This window comes from Pseudomonas sp. GD04019 (assembly GCF_029837695.1).
In the GTDB taxonomy this organism is placed as follows: Bacteria; Pseudomonadota; Gammaproteobacteria; order Pseudomonadales; family Pseudomonadaceae; genus Aquipseudomonas.
In genome coordinates this window covers 71,115-83,561 of record NZ_JAOEEA010000001.1, presented here as the reverse complement: position 1 = coordinate 83,561, position 12,447 = coordinate 71,115, and the positions used below count along the sequence as shown (strand labels likewise).

General features: G+C 67.1%; 15 protein-coding genes. 8 read left to right on the top strand and 7 right to left on the bottom strand.

All coding sequences use genetic code 11. The features are described 5' to 3' along the window. The first annotated feature begins 11 nt into the window (after window positions 1–11). The 3 genes from N7607_RS00480 to N7607_RS00470 all read left to right on the top strand — a co-directional run bounded on the left by N7607_RS00480 (window position 12) and on the right by N7607_RS00470 (window position 2,055). Window positions 12–359, top strand: coding sequence for a hypothetical protein (locus N7607_RS00480; protein WP_279864928.1), 348 nt, complete (start codon window positions 12–14; stop codon window positions 357–359). Between the two features lie 64 nt (window positions 360–423). After that, the gene (locus tag N7607_RS00475) at window positions 424–1,167 is read left to right on the top strand and encodes an SDR family NAD(P)-dependent oxidoreductase (RefSeq protein ID WP_279864929.1); all 744 of its coding nucleotides are present in this window, start codon (window positions 424–426) and stop codon (window positions 1,165–1,167) included. A gap of 225 nt (window positions 1,168–1,392) precedes the next feature. Beyond that, complete coding sequence (locus N7607_RS00470) at window positions 1,393–2,055, top strand: TIGR04211 family SH3 domain-containing protein (protein WP_279864930.1); 663 nt, start codon at window positions 1,393–1,395, stop codon at window positions 2,053–2,055. A 601-nt stretch (window positions 2,056–2,656) separates the two neighbouring features. Here N7607_RS00470 and N7607_RS00465 read toward each other — a convergent pair. The 3 genes from N7607_RS00465 to N7607_RS00455 form a co-directional block, all read right to left on the bottom strand. Further along, a complete protein-coding gene (locus tag N7607_RS00465; RefSeq protein WP_279864931.1) occupies window positions 2,657–4,099 on the bottom strand; it encodes a SulP family inorganic anion transporter in 1,443 nt (480 codons plus the stop codon). A gap of 99 nt (window positions 4,100–4,198) precedes the next feature. Next, a complete protein-coding gene (locus tag N7607_RS00460; RefSeq protein WP_279864932.1) occupies window positions 4,199–4,753 on the bottom strand; it encodes a hypothetical protein in 555 nt (184 codons plus the stop codon). Window positions 4,754–5,093: 340 nt separating this feature from the next. After that, entirely contained in the window at window positions 5,094–5,798 is a 705-nt protein-coding gene (locus N7607_RS00455; RefSeq protein ID WP_279864933.1) for a glutathione S-transferase N-terminal domain-containing protein, read from the bottom strand. A gap of 124 nt (window positions 5,799–5,922) precedes the next feature. Between N7607_RS00455 and N7607_RS00450 the strand changes: the two genes are divergently transcribed. Further along, window positions 5,923–6,360, top strand: coding sequence for an HIT family protein (locus N7607_RS00450; RefSeq protein WP_279864934.1), 438 nt, complete (start codon window positions 5,923–5,925; stop codon window positions 6,358–6,360). A gap of 191 nt (window positions 6,361–6,551) precedes the next feature. Here N7607_RS00450 and N7607_RS00445 read toward each other — a convergent pair whose 3' ends face one another. Further along, window positions 6,552–7,574, bottom strand: coding sequence for a hypothetical protein (locus N7607_RS00445; RefSeq protein ID WP_279864935.1), 1,023 nt, complete (start codon window positions 7,572–7,574; stop codon window positions 6,552–6,554). A gap of 115 nt (window positions 7,575–7,689) precedes the next feature. Next, entirely contained in the window at window positions 7,690–8,316 is a 627-nt protein-coding gene (locus N7607_RS00440) for a cysteine hydrolase family protein (protein ID WP_279864936.1), read from the bottom strand. A gap of 131 nt (window positions 8,317–8,447) precedes the next feature. Between N7607_RS00440 and N7607_RS00435 the strand changes: the two genes are divergently transcribed. Continuing rightward, on the top strand, window positions 8,448–9,395 hold the full coding sequence (locus N7607_RS00435; protein ID WP_279864937.1) for a helix-turn-helix domain-containing protein: 948 nt from the start codon (window positions 8,448–8,450) through the stop codon (window positions 9,393–9,395). Window positions 9,396–9,453: 58 nt separating this feature from the next. On the opposite strand, the gene N7607_RS00430 is transcribed toward N7607_RS00435, so the two are convergent. Further along, window positions 9,454–9,813, bottom strand: a complete 360-nt coding sequence (locus tag N7607_RS00430) for a hypothetical protein (protein ID WP_279864938.1) — start codon at window positions 9,811–9,813, stop codon at window positions 9,454–9,456. 147 nt (window positions 9,814–9,960) lie between these two features. Here N7607_RS00430 and N7607_RS00425 point away from each other — a divergent pair, with 147 nt between their 5' ends. Then, window positions 9,961–10,401 carry a 3-isopropylmalate dehydratase gene (locus N7607_RS00425; protein ID WP_279864939.1) on the top strand — a complete coding sequence of 147 codons (441 nt, stop codon included), beginning with the start codon at window positions 9,961–9,963 and terminating at the stop codon, window positions 10,399–10,401. Window positions 10,402–10,460: 59 nt separating this feature from the next. Continuing rightward, window positions 10,461–10,763 (top strand): hypothetical protein, encoded by a 303-nt coding sequence (locus N7607_RS00420; RefSeq protein ID WP_279864940.1) that lies wholly within the window; start codon window positions 10,461–10,463, stop codon window positions 10,761–10,763. A 205-nt stretch (window positions 10,764–10,968) separates the two neighbouring features. Here the strand turns inward: N7607_RS00420 and N7607_RS00415 are convergent, their stop codons facing one another. Next, on the bottom strand, window positions 10,969–11,883 hold the full coding sequence (locus tag N7607_RS00415; protein WP_279864941.1) for a LysR family transcriptional regulator: 915 nt from the start codon (window positions 11,881–11,883) through the stop codon (window positions 10,969–10,971). A gap of 117 nt (window positions 11,884–12,000) precedes the next feature. Between N7607_RS00415 and N7607_RS00410 the strand changes: the two genes are divergently transcribed. Beyond that, on the top strand, window positions 12,001–12,444 hold the full coding sequence (locus tag N7607_RS00410) for a carboxymuconolactone decarboxylase family protein (protein ID WP_279865204.1): 444 nt from the start codon (window positions 12,001–12,003) through the stop codon (window positions 12,442–12,444). The last annotated feature ends 3 nt before the right edge of the window (window positions 12,445–12,447 follow it).

Genomic DNA, 12,447 nt, shown 5'->3' with positions numbered 1-12,447 from the left:
GGAGTACTCAGATGAATCGCTTTGCCTTGCTTGCTTTCAGTATCGGCCTGCTGGCCGTGCAATCCGTTCAGGCCGCCGAGGTGGTGGCGGAGCAGGAAGAGAACTCGGTCGGCACCGGTTTCGGTGGGCTGACCGGGTTGATGGTGGGGGCCGCAGCCGGTGGCCCGGTTGGGGCTGTGGTTGGTGCGGCGGTGGGTGGCTGGGGTGGGGCGCAGGTGCAGCGTGCCAGTGGCCAGACCGGTACCGCCTACATCGTGCGTGACGAAGCGGGCGAGGAGCGCTGGATTCGCTCGCCGCAGCAGCGCTTCGAGCGCGGCCAGCGCGTGGACCTGCGCCAGGGGCGGCTCTATCCCCATTGATCCCTGTGTTGCTGCTCCGGGCCTGGTCCGGGGTGCGCCCTTTTTTTCCTGTTTCGAGGTAGTCATGAACGATCAATTCGAACAACGCCTGGCGGTGGTGACCGGCGCCAGTTCCGGTATTGGCCTGGCCGTGTGCGAGCAGCTGTTGCAGCGCGGTGCGCGGGTGCTGGCGATGTCTCGCAGCCTGGGTGGGCTGGAGCCGCTGTTGGCGCGGTATCCCGAGCGGCTGTTCTGGTTCGAGGGCGACGTGACCCGCGAGGCGTCGCTGCAGGCCCTCGCCGAGCGGGCTGCCGAGCTGGGCGAGGTGCATTACCTGGTGCCCAACGCGGGCATCGCCAAGCTGGCGCCGGGCAGTGATCTGCAGGCGTTCGACGAGCAATGGCGCATCAACGGCGCCGGCGCGGTGAATACCTTTTATGCGCTGAAGGCGCAGCTGGCGCGGCCGGCGTCGGTGGTGTTCATCAGCACCTTTCTGCGCCACCTGGGCTTTGTCGGCCTGGGTGCGTACATCGCCACCAAGGCGGCGCTGTCCAGTTTGGTGCGCAGCATGGCGCTGGAGCATGCGGGCGAGGGCCTGCGCCTGAACCTGGTGTCGCCGGGCCCGACCGCCACGCCGATCTGGAACAGCCTGGGCCTGGCGGACGAGGCGCTGGCCGGTGTGGCCAGCGAGGTGAGCGCGCGCCTGGTGGACAACGAGTTCCTCAGTTCCGAGGCGGTAGCCGAGGTGGTGTTGTTCCAGCTGTCCCACGGCGCGCGTGGCGTGTACGGCCAGGACTGGGTGGTGGACAAGGGCTACACGCTGCGCTGAGGAACGGGGTGGCTGCATGGCGCGTTGGCGCTCCTGCCGGCATGGGCGCAGGGGCGTCGGGCGCCTGTTCGGCGCGGAAGCAGCTCGTCCGAACCGACCGGGGGTTGGCGAACTCGGATGGACTCACGCGGTCTGTCACCCGTCGGTCCGTTTGCGCCTTTACGGGTTGTCGACGTGGTCGTGCCCGCTTGCGGGCTCCGTTCCCCTGTCTGGTGAAGATTGCCCATGCTCTTGTCCCGTCTGCGTTCCGTGATTGCCTCTTTCTTCCAACCCCGCGTGCTCGGCAGCTGCTTGCTGGGCACTTTGTACGCCGCCGGCGCGCAGGCCGAGGAGGGCGCGCAGAATTCGCGCTGGGTCAGCGACAGCCTGAGCACCTATGTGCGCAGCGGCCCCACCGATGGCTACCGCATCGTCGGCTCGCTCGGCTCGGGGCAGAAGGTCGAGCTGCTGCGCAGCCAGGGCGACTACAGCCAGGTGCGCAGCGATAACGGCGACAGCGTATGGATTCTCACCCGCGACCTGCAGAGCGTGCCCGGCCAGGCCGAGCGCCTGCCGCAGCTGGAGCAGAAGGTGGCCGACCTGAGCGCCGAGCTGAAGGGCATCGACGACACCTGGAACACCCGTGTGCAGGGCATGCAGGAGACGCTGGATTCGCGCAAGAAGTTGATCGATGAGCTGCAGGCCACCCGCAGCGACCTGGACAGCCAGTTGAACCAGGCCCAGGCGGAACTGCGCGAGGCTCAGGCGCAGCTGGGCGGCGAGAACAAGCAGGTGCTGATGCGCTACATGGTGTATGGCGGCAGCATCGCCGGCGCCGGCCTGCTGGCCGGGTTGCTGCTGCCGACCGTGCTGCGCGTGCGGCGCAAGCGCAACGACGGCTGGGTGTAAGCGCCTGCCGCGACCTGCTGATGCCCCGAGCGGCAGGGCGTGCCTGCGCTTTGAGCCGCTACAGGCTCCGGGCCGCATCACGCAGCGATCATTGCACCGTTGAGACCTGGCCGAGGGCGCCCCGGGGAAGCCGTTCCCTTTGGTATGCCGAGGCGCCTTGCGCGGAGGATGCGTCTGCCGGCGACGTGGGGTCGCCGGCGATCCCCGAGACCAGGGAGCAGGACATGTCCAACTGAACATACAACGGTGAAGCCCCGGACCATCACGGCGGCCGGTGGGTGTACTACGTGGTCGCAGGTTCGGCCTACGGCTTCCAGAGCAACCGCGTGTACAAGGCTGAGATCACCTACAACAAGACGCTGCACCTGGACCACGCCGACCAGCCGATAGCGGCGGATACCCATGTGACCGCCCATGTGCAGTACACCGACAAGGCCAGCGCCCTGGCGGCTCGTGGTGCATTACTACCCGCTGGTCGGCAACTACACCGGCCAGCTGGCGGCGTTGCCGCTGGAGCTGCAGCAGTACGTGATCGACGCGTTGCAGCAGATGGCGCAGCTGCCCTGAGCGTGGCGAGGCGGCCTTGCGACCGCCTCGTGGTTCAGTGCTGGATGCCGGCGCGCTTGAGCAGTTGCTTGCAGCGCTCGGACAGGTGCACCACGCGCAGGTGCTTGCCGGCCTTGGCATAGCGCTCGCGCAAAGTGTGCAGCGCGGCGATGGCGGAGTAGTCGACGAAGCTCAGGTGGCGGCAGTCCAGCGTCACCTGGTCCGGGTCCTGCGCCACGTCGAACAGGTTGAGGAAGGGCGTGGTGCTGGCGAAGAACAGCGTGCCGTGGGCGCGGTACAGCTTGCTGCCGTCGGGCTGCGCGTTGCTGTCCACATACAGTTCGCGGGCGTGGTGCCAGGCGAAGTTCAGCGCGGCGATAACGATGCCGCACAGCACGGCGGTGGCCAAGTCGGTGAACACGGTGATCACGGTGACGGCGACGATCACCAGCACATCGTTGGCCGGCACCTTGCCGAGCACGCGCAGCGAGCCCCAGGCGAAAGTCTGCTGCGACACCACGAGCATCACGCCGACCAGCGCGGCCAGCGGGATCAGCTCGATCAGCGGCGAGAGGAACAGCACGAACAGCAGGATCATCACCCCACTGACCACGCCGGACAGGCGGCCGCGGCCACCGGAGCTGAGGTTGATCACGGTCTGGCCGATCATCGCGCAGCCGCCCATGCCGCCGAACGCGCCGGAGACAATGTTGGCCGCGCCCAGGGCCACGCACTCGCGGTTGGTGTGGCCGCGGCTCTGGGTGATTTCGTCGGTGAGGTTGAGGGTGAGCAGGGTTTCCAGCAGGCCGACCAGCGCCATGAGGATCGCGTAGGGCGCGATGATGCGCAGGGTCTCCAGATTCCAGGGGATGTCCGGCAGGGCGAACTGCGGCAGGCCGCCGGCGATGTGCGCCATGTCGCCGAGGGTGCGGGTGGGCAGGCCGAGCAGGTAGACCAGCAGGCCGACGCCGAGGATGGCCACCAGCGCCGGCGGCACCGCGCGGGTCAGCTTCGGCAGCAGGTAGACGATGGCCATGGTCAGCGCCACCAGGCCGAGCATCCAGTACAGCGCCGCGCCCTTGAGCCAGCCTTCGCCTTCGTGGAAGTGCTCCAGCTGCGACAGGGCGATGACAATGGCCAGGCCGTTGACGAAGCCGAGCATCACCGGGTGCGGCACCATGCGCACCAGCTTGCCCATGCGCAGCACGCCGAACAGGATCATCAGCAGGCCGCCGAGCAGCACCGTGGCCAGCAGGTATTGCACGCCGTGCTGCACCACCAGGGCGACTATCACCACCGCCATCGAGCCGGCCGCGCCGGAGATCATTCCCGGCCGGCCGCCGAACAGGGCGGTGATGGTGCAGATGATGAAGGCGCCGTACAGGCCCATCAGCGGGTTGAGCTGGGCCACCAGAGCGAAGGCGATGCACTCGGGCACCAGGGCGAAGGACGAGGTGAGGCCGGCCAGGATGTCGGCGCGCAAGCGGGCGATTTTCATGCGGTACCTGAGGGCGGACCGGCCGGTGCGGGTCGGTCGCTGCGGTGAAAACGGGTGGCGGATGTTACGGGGTGGCGCTGGCCGGCGGCCAGCCGCCAATCAATTCAACCGGTAACGCGCCAGGTCCTGGGCGCTGAGTACCTTCATGCGCTGCGGCTCGATGGCCTGCATGTCGGCGGCCAGGCTGGGCGCCACGCCCATGTCGCGCAGGTAGGCGGCCGGGTTGGCGGGCATGCCGCCGAGGCGCGCCTGGGCGGATTCGCCGGCGGGGAAGTGCGGGCGATGGATGCCGACATAGCCGCGCACGGTCTTCTTGCGGCCGGCGGCCAGCAGGTAGACGCAGCTGCCCTGGCACACGCCCTTGGCCGGCACCAGGGTGTCGAAGCCGGTTTCGCGCAGCAGGCGGCCCATGCGCATGGCCTCGGCGGCGCTGCCGCCGATGTTGTCGAGCAGCAGGATCTTGCGGGCGAACTTGCCGGGGTGGGCCTGCAGGCCCTTGAACAGCGCCTCGTAGTCGCCGGGGGCGATGTCTTCGGAAATCTTGGCGATCAGGATGCGGCCGATGTTCTTCTGTTCGGCGGCTTCGACTTCGACCTTGGCGAGGACGGGGCTGGCGCACAGGGCGGCGACGCAGAGGAGGGCGATGCGAATCATGGATCGGCGGTTCTGACGGCAATTACTCGGCCGCAGAAGATACCCGGAGCGACGCCTGCGCGCACCTGCCGCGCGCCGGCCGGGCTCAGTGCTCGATGGCCAGCGCCACTTTCGGGCAGCGGGCTTTGTCACTGCTCGGTTGGCATCTGCCCCAATTCTCGGCGCGGTCTTCTCCAGCAGCTCGTGGAGAACGTGAGTTCGACCCTTGAGCGGCAGGCAGGAGGGCGAGAGCGAAGGCGTTGCACGTGGCGATTCGTCCGTGGAAATCGTGGCCGGGACATGCGGCCTGCGGGCGAACTGGGCCAACGGCCGCTTGCCCTACAAGCCGTGGCCGGTGAGCTCAGCGGCGTCCGGGAATCACCAGGCCGCGCACCACCGCCGGGCGGGCGAGGAAGGCGTCGAGCACACGGCGCACGTTGGCGAAGCGCTGGAACTGCACCAGGTCGCCGGCCTCGTAGAAGCCGATCAGGTTGCGCACCCAGGGGAAGGTGGCGATGTCGGCGATGCTGTAGGCGTCGCCCATGATCCAGTCGCGGCCTTGCAGGTGCTGGTCGAGCACGCCGAGCAGGCGCGCCGACTCGGCCACGTAGCGGTCGCGCGGGCGCTTGTCCTCGTAATCCTTGCCGGCGAATTTATGGAAGAAGCCGAGCTGGCCGAACATCGGGCCGATGCCGCCTATCTGGAACATCAGCCACTGCAGGCACTGGTAGCGCGCGGCGGCGTCCTGCGGCAGCAGCTGGCCGGTCTTGTCCGCCAGGTAGACGAGGATGGCGCCGGACTCGAACAGGGCCAGCGGCTCACCGTTCGGCCCGTTGGGGTCGAGGATGGCAGGGATCTTGTTGTTGGGGTTGAGCGAGAGAAACTCCGGGCTGAGCTGGTCGTTGGTCTCGAAGCTGACCAGGTGCGGCTCGTAGTCCAGGCCGGTCTCTTCCAGCATGATCGAGACCTTGACGCCGTTGGGCGTGGGCAGCGAATACAGCTGCAGAACGTCGGGCCGGGTGGCGGGCCATTTGCGCGTGATGGGGAAGGTGGAAAGGTCTGGCATGGGTACTCCGGAGAACTGGCGACTTGGTCAGGATAGCCGGCCGCCGAGGTGGGCGACATCCTTACCTGACTCGACGGAAGCCGGTATGGTTCGCCTTTGCTTTTTGTCGACCACGGAGAACCCCATGAGCCTGCACGGAACCTATGACGAGCAGAACATCTTCGCCAAGATCATTCGCGGCGAGGCGCCTTGCTACAAGCTGTACGAGGACGAGGACGTGCTGGCCTTCCTCGATCTGTTCCCGCAGTCCTACGGCCACTGCCTGGTGATCCCCAAGCACGCGCCGGCGCGCAACCTGCTGGAGATCGACGACGCCAACCTGGCCAAGGTGATGAGCGTGGTGCGCAAGCTGACCCAGGTGGTGGTGGACGAGCTGGAACCGGCCGGCGTGCAGATCGCCCAGTTCAACGGCGCCCCGGCGGGGCAGACGGTGTTCCACATCCACGTGCACATCGTGCCGCGCTACGAGGGCGACAAACTCGGCATCCACGCCACCAACCAGGGCGATGCGGAAGAGCTCAAGGCGCTGCAGGCGCGGCTAGTGAAGCGCATCAACGGCTGATCGGTTCGGTAGGGCGGGTGTAACCCGCGATCAGGTCACGCGGGTTTCACCCGCCCTACGTTCCGCGATACGAAAAAGCCCGGCCTAGGCCGGGCTTTTGTTTTGACGAGTCTCAGAGGGGTAGCCCGGATGCAATCCGGGGCGAAGCTGCCTGTTTCCCGGATTTCATCCGGGCTACGTGGCGTGGTTGGTCAGGAAGCCGGAGTGTTCAGTGGCCAGACCGAGAGAGTGATGCGAACGCCGCGCTCCTGCTCGTCCTCCAGAGTGACGGTGAATACACCGGCGGCATTTTCGCCGCTCCACTGGGCGACCTGACCGTCGTCGACGATTTCGCTGTCGCCGGCCAGTTGGCGATAGTGCTCCAGCAGGTCGTCGAAGCTGGCGTGGCTGAACAGCACTACTTCGGCGGTGCGCAGCGGTTGGCCGGAGGCCTCTTCCCAGCCAGTGTCGAAGATGTCGCCGGCCATCGGCGCCGGTGCCACGTATACGCCGTCGCGCATGGCTGTGCTCAGCTTGGCGCGCTTGGGCAGTAGCTCCAGCATGACGTCGGGTAGTGCCAGTTCCTTGCCATCCCAGCCGGGTGCATCGGTATCCGGCTCGACATACTCGACCTTGGCGATTTGCTGTACCTGGTCCTTCGAGCCGCGGACTTCGGCGAGATTGGCCAGCAGCGGTGGCAGCTGATCGGCCCAGTCGCGTAGCGGCTGGGCGCTGTCGCGAGAGGTACCGGCTGGCAGGAAGATGGTCAGAGTGGCTGCCGGTTCCTTGTAGTAGCAGGTCACTTCCTGGGTTTCTTCGTCTGGCAGGCAAGGGCCGTGCACCAGGCCTATGGCCACCAGCTTGCGACCCTCGATCAACAGTGCGGCACGCTCGTAGCCGCCAGTCATCTTGTTCTCCGAGGCGATCAGCCGGCGGCCATTGGGCAGTTCGGCCGTGACGATGTCCATGGAGGAGTTGAGTGATTCGAGTACTTGTTCGAGCACCAGCGTGTTGTCTCTGATATAGCTGGCGCGGCCATAACCCAGCAGCTTCTCCACGGCGCTGCGCACCTGTGGGTCTCGGTCCAGACGGTATGGCGCGTTGCCTTGCTGGGCGGGTTCGAATGTCTTCAGGACCACCCCTTGGCTGGCGGGGTGGAGAGCTGGGGCAGCCTGAGCGGAGGTGATGCTGAGGGTGCCGATGAGCAATGCCTGGAATAGCCGGTGCAAGAGCATGTGAGTTCCTTCTCGAAGTAGGGCTCGCCTGTCCTTGGGCGAGTACCGGGGCATTCTAATCAATGCCCCGGCACGTCGACATGACCGACGCCACGCTCTGGCGCTGTCGTTGTGTTCAGCGATTGGCGATGGCGCGCTGGTTGGACAGGTAGATGTTGTCCGGCTGCGGCACTTCGCCGGTGGCCAGGGCGTTGAGCCATTCATCGGTGCTGAGCACGGCGGCGAAGCCGGTGTGCATGACCACGGTGAACACCCGGTGGATTTCCTCGGCGGTGGCCGAGCCCATGGCGTTGCGGTAGGGCGGCGAGCCGGCGGCGTCGTGCAGCAGTTCGACGTTCCAGCCTTCGTGGTGAGCCTGGCGCACGGTGGAGTCGTCACAGTTGTGGGTCATGTAGCCGATCACGCTGAGGGTGTCGATCTGGTGCTGCTTGAGGTAGGCGGCCAGGTCGGTGCCGGCGAAGGAGCTGGCCATCTGCTTCTGGATGAAATGGTCACGCGGGCGGTCCGCGACCAGCGGGTGCAGTTCGGCGTTGTAGCTGCCGGTGGCGAAGATCGGCGCGCCTTCCGGGGTCAGGTGCTGGATGACGATGACCGGGATGCCGGCGGCGGTGGCGGCATCCATGGCGCGGCCGATGTTGTGCATCGACTGCTCGATGGGCGGGTACTCGATGCGCAGGTTGCCGGTGACGTATTCGTTCTGCACATCGATGACGATCAGGGCGCGTTTCGGTTGCTGGCTCATGGTGGGTTCCTCTTGTTTGGCGGGGTGGCTGTCGATGGGCAGATTGTTGGCCTGTCGCGCCTGTCGCTGCGAGTGGCCCTGAAGCCAGCTTGCGCTAAGATCGGGCCAAACCTTTGGATCGGAACAACGCCATGTCTGCCCATCGCATCGCCGTGGTCGCCTTCGACCACATCACGCCGTTCCACCTGTCCGTGCCCTGTGTGGTATTCGGCGACCTGGGGCCGGGTGGCGAGCTGTACGAGTTGCGCGTGTGCGCTGCCGAGGCGGGGACGCTGACCACCACGGCCGGCTTCGCCTTGCAGGTCGAGCATGGGCTGGAGGCGCTGGAGTGGGCGCAGACGGTGATAGTGCCGAGCTGGCATGACCCGGAGGAGCGGCCACCGCAGGCGTTGCTGGAGGCATTGGTGGCGGCCCATGCGCGTGGTGCGCGGCTGGTCGGCCTGTGCCTGGGCGCGTATGTGCTGGCAGAGGCAGGCCTGCTCGACGGCCTGCGCGCCACCACCCACTGGGCCTGGGCCAACGACTTCGCCGAGCGCTATCCGCAGGTGACGGTGGATGCCAATGTGCTTTATCTGGACGACGGAGGCCTGCTGACTTCGGCCGGCACCGCCGCCGGCATCGATTGCTGCCTGCATCTGCTGCGCCAGCAGCATGGTGCCGAACTGGCCAATCGGGTGGCGCGGCGCCTGGTGGTGCCGCCGCATCGCCAGGGCGGCCAGGCGCAGTTCATCGAGCAGCCGCTACCGGCCACCTCCCGCGACGACCGCCTGGCCGGATTACTGGACTGGGTGCGCGCCCATCTCGACCTGCCGCACAGCCTGGACAGCCTGGCCGAGCGCGCGCTGATGAGCCGGCGCACCTTCACTCGGCACTTCCGCCAGCTCACCGGCATGACGGTGGGCGACTGGCTGCTGGCCGAGCGCCTGGCTCTGACCCAACGCCTGCTGGAGAGCACGGAGCAGGGTGTGGAGGCCATCGCCACACTGGCCGGGTTCGGCTCGCCGGTCTCGCTGCGCCACCACTTCGGCCGCGCCTTCGGCGTGTCGCCCAGCGCCTGGCGCCAGACCTTTCACGGCTAGCCGGTGCGCGGGCAAAAAGAAGCCAGGCCCAGGGGAGGGGCCTGGCGTGAGTGAAACCTCAGGAGGCGCCGGCCGGGGTGCAGGTCAGCTTGCCGTCGCTGGTGGCGCCGGCGGCGCGGGCATCCACACGCAAGGTGGCGCTTTCACCCGGCTCCAGACTGACCCGCTGGACCTGGGGATCGGCGGCAGTGGGTCCCGGGTCGACCTCGCATTGCACCGCCTGGGTCTCATGGTTGGTCAGCTTGAGCACCAGGGTGGCGTTGCCGGTGACCGGGCCCGCACCGGTGTTGTCCTGGGCGGTCAGCGGGCTGGTGGACGTTTCCACCTGCAGGCCATTGAGGTGTTCCGTCAACTCGCCATCGGCCATGGCCAGCAGCGGCAGGCAGGCGGCGAGGCCGCCAATCAGCAATCGGTTCATGTCGTTCTCCTCTCGGGGTTACTGAGTGGTAGAGGGCGGCGCTGTGCGCGAGGTTCAGGATTTTCGCCGACAGGCACATGGCCTCTTGAGCCGCGGCGCCTAAGCGCCAATACTGGCCCGACCCCACGACGCCCAAGGAGGGCTTCCATGCGCCGGTTCTTCGCCGTTCTACCCCTGGTTCTGCTGGCTGGTTGTTCGTCGTTCCGCCCCGATCCCGAGCACATCACCCCGGTGCCGAGCGACCGCTTGCTGGCCTTCCAGGAGGAGCACCAGAACGGTGGCCGGCTGATCGTCAATCGCGACATGGGCCTGATGGGCGGCGGCTGCTACGTAGCCATCGAGGTGGACCGCAAGGTGGCCGCGCGCATCGGCATGGCCGAGGTGGCCAGCTTCAACGTGCCGGCCGGCACTCGCGTGCTGGGCCTGACCATCGACAAGATGGACGACACCCTGTGCGGCATGGGCCGCCTGCACAAGGAGCTGGCGGTGAAGGTCGCGCCGGGCAGCACCCAGTACTTCCAGGTGGTCAGCGAGAACCGTGGCGGCTTCGACATCCGCCCCGACGCCAATCCGCCTGGGCTACAGTGATGTGCGAACGGCCGCCTCTGACGCGGCCGCTTTTTTTTCCGCCTAGCGAGGGAACACCCATGGATCGCTTCCCGCGAGTTGCTCTCGCCACGCTGCTGCTGACCAGCATGCCGGTGCTGGCCAAGGACTGGCCACCCGGTGTGCGTGAGACCTTCCAGCAGAGCTGCGTGAACAGCGCCGGCCAACCCCTGGGCCAGCAGCGCGCGCAGCAGTATTGCGACTGCACGGTGTCGAGCATTGACCGCGACTTCTCCGCCAGCGAGATCGCCACGCTGGAAAAGGCCGAACTGCCGGAGCCGCTGATCCAGCGCCTACAGCAGGTGTCCCAGCAGTGCCTGGAGCAACTGGGCGGGCAGGGCTAGCGATAGCGCGCGAGGATGGCGTCGAACTCGCCGTCCTGCTTCATCCGCACCATGGCGCGCAGTAGCTGCTGGCAAGGTCCGCCCTGCTCAGCAGCTCGCCGGCCACCTTCTGCGCCAGGGCCTATCTGCAGGTCGTAGAGACCTGTTCGTCGCGCTCGTCGGCATGCCCCAGCTCCCGATCACCGAGAAACGCAGCGGCGCATGGCTAGGGGCGCCAGAGCGGATGATTGCCCATCTGCTCGGCGGCCCAGTCGACGAAGGCGCGCACCCGTGCCGACAGGTGCCGCGAGTAGGGATAGACCAGGCTCATGGGCATGCTCTCCAGCTGCCATTCCGGCAGCAGCTCCACCAGCCGCCCTTCGGCCAGCGGCCGCTCGGCCTCGGCGGTGGGCACCGTGACGAAGCCCAGGCCGGCCTCGGCGGCGGCCACGTAGGCGCCGCCGCTGTTGAAGCGCATGGCCGGCTCCTGTTCGATGGTGAAACGCTCGTCGCCACGCTGCAGCACGTTGACCTTCTGCCGCCCGCTGGCCGGGTAGACGAAAGCCAGGTAGCGCAGCGCGGCCAGATCCCGCGGGTGGCTCAGAGGCGCCTTGTCGGCCATGTAGCTGGCCGAGGCGCAGACGGTGAAGCGCATCCTGCCGATGGGTTTGCACACCAGGTCCGGGTCGTGCACCGGGCCGCCGCGGATGGCGCAGTCCACGCCTTCCTGCACCAGGTCGACGACCCGCTCGCTGCAGCCGACGTCCAGGCGGATCTGCGGATAACGCGCGACGAAGTCGGGCAGGGCAGGAATGACCAGAAAGCGCCCGACAGGGGTGGGCATCTCCACCCGCACTCGGCCACGGGCCAGGCCGCGGTTCTGCGACACGGTGGTTTCCAGCTCGTCGAGGTCATCGAGTACGGCGCGGGCGCGCTCGTAGTAGGCGCTGCCGTCGGTGGTCGGTGACACCCGGCGAGTGGTGCGGTGTAGCAGCTTGACGCCGAGCTGGGTTTCCAATGCCACCACCTGGCCGGATACCGTGGTCTTGGCCAGGCCCAGCGCATCGGCGGCGCGGGTGAAGCTGCCCAGTTCGACTATGCGGCAGAAGGCGCGCATCGCTTCCAGGCGGTCGAAGGCCATTGTCCGTTTCTCCGCACAATGTTTACGTTGCTGGCCAATTTATCTCGTTATGGCTGATCAATACAGTGGCGACCATTCCCGGTACGACATCGGGTCTCTTTCGGAGAAGCCGCCATGATGACCAGCAAGCGCAACAACTATCACCAGACCGCCCCGCACGTGTTCAAGGCCCTCTATGCCCTGGAACAGACCCAGGCGGCCTTCCCCCTGGAAGGCTCGCTGCGCGAGCTGATCAAGGTGCGCGCCTCGCAGCTCAATGGCTGCGCCCTGTGCCTGGACATGCACAGCGCCGATGCGCTGAAGCAGGGTGAGTCGGCCCGCCGCCTGCTGGCTCTCGGTGCTTGGCACGACGCGCCGTTCTTCAGCGAGCGCGAGCGTGCCGCCCTGCTTTGGACCGACGCCATGACTCAACTGACCGAGGGCCATCCCTCGGACGCGGTCTACGAGCAGGTGGCGGCGCAGTTCGGCGAGAGCGAGATCGCCGAGCTGACCCTGGCCATCGTCACCATCAACGCGTGGAACCGCTTCGGTGTCGGTTTCGCCATGCAGCCGGCGAAGTGATCG

What these genes read in the sequence shown, in the direction of transcription:
- N7607_RS00480 (WP_279864928.1), top strand. Translation starts at nt 12, where the DNA reads ATGAATCGCTTTGCCTTGCTTGCTTTCAGTATCGGCCTGCTGGCCGTG.
- N7607_RS00475 (WP_279864929.1), top strand. Translation starts at nt 424, where the DNA reads ATGAACGATCAATTCGAACAACGCCTGGCGGTGGTGACCGGCGCCAGT.
- N7607_RS00470 (WP_279864930.1), top strand. Translation starts at nt 1,393, where the DNA reads ATGCTCTTGTCCCGTCTGCGTTCCGTGATTGCCTCTTTCTTCCAACCC.
- N7607_RS00465 (WP_279864931.1), bottom strand. Translation starts at nt 4,099, where the DNA reads ATGAAAATCGCCCGCTTGCGCGCCGACATCCTGGCCGGCCTCACCTCG.
- N7607_RS00460 (WP_279864932.1), bottom strand. Translation starts at nt 4,753, where the DNA reads ATGATTCGCATCGCCCTCCTCTGCGTCGCCGCCCTGTGCGCCAGCCCC.
- N7607_RS00455 (WP_279864933.1), bottom strand. Translation starts at nt 5,798, where the DNA reads ATGCCAGACCTTTCCACCTTCCCCATCACGCGCAAATGGCCCGCCACC.
- N7607_RS00450 (WP_279864934.1), top strand. Translation starts at nt 5,923, where the DNA reads ATGAGCCTGCACGGAACCTATGACGAGCAGAACATCTTCGCCAAGATC.
- N7607_RS00445 (WP_279864935.1), bottom strand. Translation starts at nt 7,574, where the DNA reads ATGCTCTTGCACCGGCTATTCCAGGCATTGCTCATCGGCACCCTCAGC.
- N7607_RS00440 (WP_279864936.1), bottom strand. Translation starts at nt 8,316, where the DNA reads ATGAGCCAGCAACCGAAACGCGCCCTGATCGTCATCGATGTGCAGAAC.
- N7607_RS00435 (WP_279864937.1), top strand. Translation starts at nt 8,448, where the DNA reads ATGTCTGCCCATCGCATCGCCGTGGTCGCCTTCGACCACATCACGCCG.
- N7607_RS00430 (WP_279864938.1), bottom strand. Translation starts at nt 9,813, where the DNA reads ATGAACCGATTGCTGATTGGCGGCCTCGCCGCCTGCCTGCCGCTGCTG.
- N7607_RS00425 (WP_279864939.1), top strand. Translation starts at nt 9,961, where the DNA reads ATGCGCCGGTTCTTCGCCGTTCTACCCCTGGTTCTGCTGGCTGGTTGT.
- N7607_RS00420 (WP_279864940.1), top strand. Translation starts at nt 10,461, where the DNA reads ATGGATCGCTTCCCGCGAGTTGCTCTCGCCACGCTGCTGCTGACCAGC.
- N7607_RS00415 (WP_279864941.1), bottom strand. Translation starts at nt 11,883, where the DNA reads ATGGCCTTCGACCGCCTGGAAGCGATGCGCGCCTTCTGCCGCATAGTC.
- N7607_RS00410 (WP_279865204.1), top strand. Translation starts at nt 12,001, where the DNA reads ATGACCAGCAAGCGCAACAACTATCACCAGACCGCCCCGCACGTGTTC.